At 39.8% G+C, this 6,135-nt stretch carries 4 protein-coding genes and 1 tRNA gene; 3 read left to right on the forward strand and 2 right to left on the reverse strand.

The features are described from left to right. Nucleotides 1–55: 55 nt before the first annotated feature. On the forward strand, nt 56–1,267 hold the full coding sequence (locus H1S01_RS17830; protein WP_188041749.1) for an SEC-C domain-containing protein: 1,212 nt from the start codon (nt 56–58) through the stop codon (nt 1,265–1,267). A gap of 540 nt (nt 1,268–1,807) precedes the next feature. Here H1S01_RS17830 and rpoZ read toward each other — a convergent pair. Together rpoZ and H1S01_RS17840 are read right to left on the reverse strand one after the other, a co-directional pair. Continuing rightward, complete coding sequence (rpoZ, locus tag H1S01_RS17835; protein WP_207732409.1) at nt 1,808–2,062, reverse strand: DNA-directed RNA polymerase subunit omega; 255 nt, start codon at nt 2,060–2,062, stop codon at nt 1,808–1,810. Nucleotides 2,063–2,391: 329 nt separating this feature from the next. Further along, on the reverse strand, nt 2,392–4,050 hold the full coding sequence (locus H1S01_RS17840; RefSeq protein WP_188041750.1) for an ATP-binding protein: 1,659 nt from the start codon (nt 4,048–4,050) through the stop codon (nt 2,392–2,394). A gap of 251 nt (nt 4,051–4,301) precedes the next feature. Here H1S01_RS17840 and H1S01_RS17845 point away from each other — a divergent pair, with 251 nt between their 5' ends. Together H1S01_RS17845 and H1S01_RS17850 are read left to right on the forward strand one after the other, a co-directional pair. After that, a complete protein-coding gene (locus H1S01_RS17845; protein ID WP_188041751.1) occupies nt 4,302–5,522 on the forward strand; it encodes a tyrosine-type recombinase/integrase in 1,221 nt (406 codons plus the stop codon). A gap of 107 nt (nt 5,523–5,629) precedes the next feature. After that, a tRNA-Pro gene (locus tag H1S01_RS17850) sits at nt 5,630–5,745 on the forward strand. The last annotated feature ends 390 nt before the right edge of the window (nt 5,746–6,135 follow it).

The raw sequence follows: 6,135 nt of genomic DNA on the forward strand, positions 1-6,135 counted from the left end.
TTATTCTGACCGGCGATTTTAATTTGAACGTTGGTAAGAAAGGACGATTATTTGATTGATTATCAATTACAAAATTCATGATGTTACACCTCGTGAAGCTAAAAATTTTATTGTAAATTATGGTATTAATCCGTATGACGAATGCCCGTGTCATTCCGGCTATAAGTTTAAGTTTTGTTGTATGTTAAAACCTACGGCTATTTCCACTGAAAAAGATTTGAAAAGATGGCTTGGTAAAACAAATGGAGACATATGGAATTATAATGATATAAAAAACCCTGTTTGCTGTTATAACGGTTGTACCGAAGAATCAATTGGCTCACATGCTATTCAAAAAAATCGCTATTTGAGTATGATTTCAGATGCTAACCAAAATGTATTTAGATATATCTGCATGTTCAGAAATGGGAAAATGTCACCTTATCTTAAAAAGGAATCCATAAACGAAGCCACAACTTTTTATGGTTTTTGCCAACCTCATGACAGCGAAATATTCAAGATTATAGAAGGATCAAAACCGATTACTTTTTCTATTGAGCAAAAGTATGCATTGGTATATAGAAGTTTATCTTATGCTTATAATAAACTTTATAGAATTAGGAACTACCAAATTAAAGAGCATTTTAAGAATCAACCTATAATTTTTGCAAACAAACCGCAAAACAATATACTTTATTTACAATACAAGTTTATTCTTTTATATCATGCTTATGAAAAACGCCTAAAAGATTTGCGTAACCTTATGAATGTTTTGGAAGAAAACTATAGTTCACAATACAAAACGTGGAATATTGTTAATGATTTTTTGACCTTTACTCCAATAAAGACAATATTAACATCAAACCACTCTATGGTATTTCACACAACTCGCCTGCATAAAGAATATAAAAAGTACAGCCCTTCAAGTCTAGATTTCTTGAATAATGAACAAAATAATTATTTTACCTGCATTGTATTACCCCAAGAGAATTCAAAAAATCACTTAGTTTTTTTAGCTGCTAATAAGTTAGCCGATAAACGATTGTCAGTTGATTTCTTCAATCGTATTGAACTTGCAAATGACACTGAACTAAGAAATGTTATAAACAACATTATCTTCAACAGTCTTGAAGAATTCTATTTTTCTAGAGATTACCATGATAATTTACTATCTAAAAATGAACAATTAGATTTAAGAGAAATCGTGAAAGAGTTTAATGGAATAGGTTCTCCAGCTATTGACTTACACAATATTAATGAAAAACCTAAAGTGGATTTATTTAAGTAATATATTCTACCCTACTGTCTCTCTTAACTTCCACTTGACTCCTCTCCCTTCTCAATCAACACTTTCCACTGACCCAACTAAACATCGGGAAAGTGGACCATTCATGACCAAACGCACCAACGGCAAAGGTCAGAACTAAGTTTCCTAAATGAAAAATCGCCTCTCCCCACTGGCCTCCCAATAACGTGGCTTATCAGTAAGGCTGTGAGGATGGGCGGTTTACTGTTATTCTGACCGGCAATTGAACGGCTAACACTTGAATATCGGCTATTTCACCTAATTATTTCCTCCATCCTTCAAACCCGACTCCACAGAATCCCCTGTGTGCCTTTGAAAACGATCGGCTATACCATTCATACTACAACAATGGTCCAATCGAACATGGGTCATTTCAGCGGTCTTTTGTGGGATATGGGGATTTTAGGTGATTATTAGTGGTGTTTTTCATCCAAAATGCGTGTAGAGCCAGCGTTTGCATTGGCCGACAATAAAAACAGCCCGGCGTTGGCCGGACTGCTTACACAGCGATAAATTTCTACGCTAATATTTTCGATCAAACGGAGCCTCAACGCTCTCTTTATCGTTCACACGTTCATAACGAACTAATCCTTCCGCAATTTCCCTAAGAGCGATACTTACCGGCTTGTCTTCCTTCTTCGCATGAACCAATGGTTCCGCTGGTTTGCTGGGATCATTTAGTGAACGTGCTCGCAGGGCAGCGAGTATAACCATAGCGTACTTACTTTCGACTCGACCCAATAACTCGTCTAATGATGGTTTATTGATGTATATCAACCTCCTTAAACTAGGACGGACACCATTCTAGTTTTCGATGTAACCCAAGTATTTAATCAATAAGTACCCCAAAAGCGGGTAATTAAACTAGCGTTTCACCTAATTATTTCCTCCACCCTTCAAACTCGAACCCACAGAATGCCCTGTGTGCCTATGAAAACGACATTCATACCACAATGGGGGTTGATTTGGACGTGGGGCGTTACAGCGAGTGTGGTGGGATATAGTCATTTTTAGGCGAAAATGAAAGGCGTTTTTCAGAGATTTACCGCTTCCACGACGAAAATGAATAACAGCCCGACCATTTGATGGACTGCTCGCACTCGCTATCATACAACGCTGTCTATCAACGGACCATGCTCAATTAACGAAATCGTAAACCAGAAAGTCGTTCCTTTCCCAAGTTCGCTGTGTAATCCGATTGTACCGCCCATCAATTCAACAAGCCGTTTGGAAATTGATAGTCCTAAACCAGTCCCTCCATACATTCTGGATGTGGATCCATCGACTTGAGTAAATGGTTGAAATATCTGCTGTTGATCTTCTAATCTAATTCCTATGCCGGTATCTATAATCTCAAATCGAACTATTTTACCGGAGTCGATAGTTTGCTCTGTACAGACACGAAGTAAAACTTCTCCTTCTTGAGTAAATTTAATCGCATTGCTGACTAAATTAAGGAGTACCTGACGTAATCGAAGAGGGTCTGTCATTAAGACACAGTGCTTGTCTATGTTAATAACGGTGTTTAATTTAATACTTTTTTCTATTGCTTTAAACCCCATTAAATTAACAACAGAAGATATTGTTTCTTCAAGACTTACTTCAACAAATTCCATTACTAATTTGCCCGACTCTATTTTAGAGATATCCAAAATATCGTTTATTATAGTCAATAGTGCTTCGTTCGATTCACGAATAGTTTTTGCATATTCATATTGTTCTTCTGTGAGTTGTGTATCCATCAAAAGTTCTGCCATACCGTAAATTGCGTTCATTGGAGTTCGAATTTCATGGCTCATATTAGCAAGGAATTGGCTTTTCGCTTTATTAGCAGCATCAGCAGCTTCTTTGGCTTGTTCAAGTTGTTCTATTGTTTTTTTCTGCTCTGTCACGTCTCGTTCAATACCAAAGTGCCCCAAGATTCTTCCTTCATTGTCATAAAAGCACCGATAGTCCGCCTCTACAAACATATCGGTTCCTGCAAAAAATTCGTATTTGAGCTTACCCTCATCCAAAAGACGTCTCCACAATAATTTACCCAAGTCAGGGTTACTTGAAAAAATCATCCTCGGTGTCATACCTATCAAATCTTCACGGGTAGCTCGATAATGCACGAGTATTGCGTCATTCAATTTTGTTACTCGTTCATGATCGAATACATACTCCAAAGTTTCTTCTTTGTCCACTGTATCATTCCAATGAACTGGCTCATCTAACATCATATAGAAAAACCCATACATTGATTGCGAGAAGAACATCTCTAACTTTTTTTGGCTTTCCTCTAACTCGTTAATAATTAGTTTGTATTGAGTTATATCTCGAACGATCCCTATTAAGCCACAAATTTTGCCATCCTCTTCATAAAAAGGGCTCTTAATGGCTTCAAAGTATAACTTTTTTCCATCTGGATAGGTTATCGACTCTTCATTCTTTCTTGGTGCTTTTTCATTTAAAACCAAACGGTCCTGTTCACAAAAAAATTCAGCGGCATCTTTTGGAAATAAATCATGGTCAGTTTTGCCAATTACATCGGTTTTATCAAGCCCTATAAAATTACAAAATGCTTGGTTACAGTAAATCCAAACTCCATTAACATCCTTAATAAATACCAGATCTGATACAATATCAAGAATTGTATTAGTAATGTTGTTTTTATTCAATTTCAAAGTGGCCTGATGTTTTAACAGTAAGTAGTTGTGCTCTTGCTTCAATAACTCTAATTCTTCAATTAATTGCTCACGACTTTTTTGCTCGACGTCTTCCATTAAAATAACCACCTTCATGACACAGCAAAACAAAATTTAACTGCTATACCACAAATATTATTGTAACATAATTTAGAATTAGGTCTACAATAAAAAAATATATTTGTGTACATCACTGCCTTAGACCAACGACAACACCACTGCAATCACCGCCAAATCTTCGCATTAAAAGCTTCCACTTGACTCCTCTGCCCCACTCAATCAACACTGTCCACTGACCCCTTAACAAACATCGGGAAGGTGGACCAATCATGACCAAACGCACCAACGGTGAAGGCAACGTATACCAACGAAAGGACGGCCGATGGGAAGCCCGTTTCTTCCACACTGATCCCGCCACCGGTAACAAGAAACGCTACAACTATCTCGGTAAATCCCACGAAGAAGCTTACAACAAGATGATGGCAGCGAAGGCACAGATCATCACCGGTAATTTCGTAGAGCCTACGAGGATGACCGTTAAGGATTGGATGACGTACTGGTTGGCTGAGTGCATCGAACCTAACGTGAAGCCTACCACGTATGCACAGTACGAAACCATGACTCGAGTCCACATCATCCCCACACTGGGATCGCTGGCTCTTCAGAAAATCCAGACCTCCGATATTCAACTGATGTACAACGCTAAACTGAAATCCAGAGCTGACAACGGCAGGTCCCTTGCTCCCAGGACTATCCGCCACATCCATAACGTCATATCCGGTGCCTTCGAACAAGCCATCAAGGAAGGCAAACTCTTGAAGAATCCAGCCGACGCTGTAAAGCTGCCCAAAAAGGTAAAGCCAGAAATCCGTCCATTAAAATTGGAGGAAGTCCGGCAGTTCTTGAAGTCCATTGAGGACCACAAATTGTACGCTGCTTTCCTATTGGAATTACGATTGGGCTTACGTCGAGGGGAACTGTTGGGCCTATGCTGGCAGGACATCGATTTTGAACGACGGATACTATACATCCGGCAGTCCTTGCAGCGTATCCAGAAACCCGATGATAAAGGAAAGAAGACGCATCTTATCTTCCAGACACCGAAGACCCAGCGAAGTAAGCGTCCTCTACCGATACCGGCTGATTTAATGATAGACCTACATAAACATAAACTCAGCGTTGACAAGGATAAAGAAATTGCTGGCGATATGTACCTTAATTATGACCTCGTGTTCTGTTCTAACGATGGCCGTCCACTTGATCCCACATCGTTCACCCGGATGTTTGAGAAGCTGTTAGACAAAGCTGGTCTGCCGAAGACGACATTCCACAGCTTACGCCATACGGCTGGATTGTTTATTCTGGATGCTACGAAATCGATGAAGGTCGTACAGGAAGTCTTGGGACATACGACCATCCAGACTACGGTTGACATCTACCTCGACCACATCGGTGTAGATGAGATGGCCAAAGCCCTCGCTCAAATGAACGGAGTTCTCTTGACTAAAAAAAGTTCTTGTGAAACTCCAGAAAAGCCGATTTTGCCATGAAAATACCCCGAAAAACAGGTGACGCCTAAACTAGACGCCTACGGGTGACGCCACGGGAGGTTTGACGCCATAGTGACGCCAGTGGGTTTAACTGGGTAACCCATTGACGGTGCGGGGTAACGGGGTTAGAATAGACGTACAGCCTCTATGAATCCTACATCAAAACGATGCCGCTTGGTTCGGGACCAAGAGGCCGCAGGTTCGAATCCTGTCGCCCCGACCATGAGTTAGCTGGGGTTTCGTAATGTTAGCTGTTGGATAAAGTTAGGATTTGACGCCTAACGTGACGCCTACGGGTGTTTTAAGAGTTAAAAGTTGAGGAAACAGTTAAGGCCCAGGATGAGAAGTCCTGGGCCTTTTTGCGTGTGTTTATTAAAAACCTTTGTAATCTAACGTTCGGATACGATTAATAAAGGCAAGGTGATTGGTTCTAGCGTTTTTGAGTTTATGAAACCCAAATAATAGCTTTTTTGACGTTGATAAAGGTCTATTATAGGGCTTAAACTACATCCATGTATATTGAGTCGAATTCCGTATAGCAGAAGCAGAGACACGGTTTTTCGAATGCAAATTCTAAATAAGGAGTGTTAACCTGTTCGTCAGGCTGTCTCAT

Origin of the sequence: Heliobacterium chlorum (genome assembly GCF_014502795.1) — a bacterium.
Lineage (GTDB): Bacteria > Bacillota > Desulfitobacteriia > Heliobacteriales > Heliobacteriaceae > Heliobacterium > Heliobacterium chlorum.